At 35.9% G+C, this 2,336-nt stretch carries 3 protein-coding genes; 2 read left to right on the forward strand and 1 reads right to left on the reverse strand.

The genetic code is table 11. The features are described 5' to 3' along the window. Positions 1-43: 43 nt before the first annotated feature. Complete coding sequence (locus tag FC46_RS10185; RefSeq protein WP_157046839.1) at positions 44-187, reverse strand: hypothetical protein; 144 nt, start codon at positions 185-187, stop codon at positions 44-46. A 607-nt stretch (positions 188-794) separates the two neighbouring features. On the opposite strand from FC46_RS10185, the gene FC46_RS09670 reads away from it, so the two are divergent. Both FC46_RS09670 and FC46_RS09675 read left to right on the forward strand, forming a co-directional pair. Further along, positions 795-1,442 carry a deoxynucleoside kinase gene (locus tag FC46_RS09670; protein ID WP_057800202.1) on the forward strand — a complete coding sequence of 216 codons (648 nt, stop codon included), beginning with the start codon at positions 795-797 and terminating at the stop codon, positions 1,440-1,442. Positions 1,443-1,475: 33 nt separating this feature from the next. Continuing rightward, on the forward strand, positions 1,476-2,162 hold the full coding sequence (locus FC46_RS09675; protein ID WP_057800204.1) for a deoxynucleoside kinase: 687 nt from the start codon (positions 1,476-1,478) through the stop codon (positions 2,160-2,162). Positions 2,163-2,336 lie beyond the last annotated feature (174 nt).

The raw sequence follows: 2,336 nt of genomic DNA on the forward strand, positions 1-2,336 counted from the left end.
CAAATGACCTTTTTTAATTTAGGACATAGTGTCCAACTTCATTTTACAATCGGCCTTTATTTATTCCTCGCTCAACTTTTGAATAAAATGAAGTGGTAACTACGCCATGGATAAATTTTTTTTGTGTTAAGCCCAAGGATTTTCGCGTTTGTTTTAACACTCTACTAATCGTAAGATCATCAATCATGCTTACCCCTCCTATATAAATCAACTTTTTAATTAATATTTTATCAGATAATATTAATTTTTCTTTAAAATAGTTAAGGGGAAGATTGAAAAGTACATTAGATGCCATTTGTAGCCAAAATTAATAATCTCTGCCAACTACATTGAAATAAGAAAAACGATGCTATATTATTTGCTAGACAATCAATTATCTAAATAGCTCAATGTGGATTAACATGGAATCAAAGAAAATTATCGCTAAGTTTACTGCAGAATTTTTAATACCATACATATTATTCTTTATTTGCTTTTGGGTTCGTAGAAATGAGTTAGATCTTATTTCTTTCATTCAGCCTTTACTCGCCTTAATTTCATGCTATCTGATAGGATGGTATATTCGTAAAGGCTCAAACAATAAAGAAAAATAGTTTTATTCAAAAAATGTTGGATTTTGTTTTAGCAAAGTTCAGCATTTTTTTGTCTCAAAGCGCACATTATTTTTCAAAAATAACATCCAAAACTCTTGACTTTTCAACGTGAAACATAATTAAAAAATCGCTTGTGACACACAATATCTCGTATTAAAATATCTTATTGTCTATATCTAGTATTTAAGAATCAGAAAGAATGTGATTAAAGTTATTGTTTTAAGTGGGCCAATTGGAGCCGGTAAATCCAGTTTAACCAGTATCTTAGCTGAGCACTTAGGAACTCAAGCTTTCTACGAAGGTGTCGACAACAACCCTGTCTTGCCACTCTACTACAAGGACATGAAGCGCTACACCTTCTTGCTCAATACCTACTTGCTCAACCACCGTTTGGCACAGATTAATCAAGCCGTTCGTGAAAAAAATAGTGTATCTGACCGTTCTATTTACGAAGATGCCCTCTTTTTCAAGATGAATGCTGATAGCAAGGTCGCTGATCCAACTGAATTCAAGATCTACGATGATTTGCTTGAGAACATGATGGAAGATACACCAGGCAGTCCAAGTAAGAAGCCGGATCTTTTGATCTACATCCATGTCTCTCTTGACACAATGCTTGAACGTATCGAGAAGCGTGGGCGTTCTTACGAGCAACTCTCTACTGATCCTGGTCTTAAGGACTACTACGCAAGACTTCTTCGCTACTACGAACCTTGGTACAAGCACTACGATGCATCCCCTAAGATGGAGATCAACGGTGACGATCTCGACTTTGTAATCGATGAAGATGCCAAAAAAGAAGTTTTAAGTGAAATAGACAATAAATTGCGCGAAATCGGCAACTTATAGTCTTGTTGAATGAAATAAAAAAGAAGGAACGTGATGACAGTTATTGTTTTAAGCGGGCCAATTGGAGCCGGTAAATCCAGTTTAACAGGTATTTTAGCAAACTATTTGGGAACCAAGCCATTCTACGAAAGTGTTGATGACAACCCTGTCTTGCCACTCTTCTACGCTGATCCTGAAAAGTACGCATTCTTATTGCAAGTATATTTCTTAAATACGCGCTTCCACAGTATTAAAGAAGCATTGACTCAAGATAACAATGTTCTTGACCGTTCAATCTACGAAGATGCCCTTTTCTTCCAAATGAACGCCGACATCGGTCGTGCTACTACAGAAGAAGTTGATACTTACTATGAATTACTCCACAACATGATGGGTGAACTCGATCGCATGCCGAAGAAGAACCCTGACTTGCTTGTTCATATCAACGTTTCATATGACACGATGATCAAGCGAATTCAGAAGCGTGGGCGTCCGTATGAACAGCTTAGTTATGATTCAACTTTGGAAGACTACTACAAGCGCTTGCTCCGCTACTACAAGCCTTGGTATGAAAAGTACGATTACTCACCTAAGATGGAAATTGACGGTGACAAGTTAGACTTCATGTCTTCTGAAAAAGACCGTGAAATCGTTCTTGATCAAATCGTTGATAAGTTAAAAGAAGTTGGTAAACTTCCTGAAGATTGGGACAAGTCAACTGATATTCGAATTGAAGCATAAAGAAAAATTACCAACAGAGAAGAACAAAATCTTTAGAATAACTTGGTAAAAATAAAACTGATAATTTTACTTCTATGGGTAAAATTATCAGTTTTTTCATGTATAGTCTAATTGTTCGTGGTAAGTGTCAATATTTTTGCGGTAGGTTATAAACCATTAGTCTAACCTTAATTC

It is taken from the genome of Lactobacillus kalixensis DSM 16043, from assembly GCF_001434335.1.
GTDB lineage: Bacteria > Bacillota > Bacilli > Lactobacillales > Lactobacillaceae > Lactobacillus > Lactobacillus kalixensis.

Excerpts from the sequence above, each read along its gene's own strand:
- FC46_RS09675 (WP_057800204.1), top strand. The coding sequence starts at position 1,476 with ATGACAGTTATTGTTTTAAGCGGGCCAATTGGAGCCGGTAAATCCAGT.
- FC46_RS10185 (WP_157046839.1), bottom strand. The coding sequence starts at position 187 with ATGATTGATGATCTTACGATTAGTAGAGTGTTAAAACAAACGCGAAAA.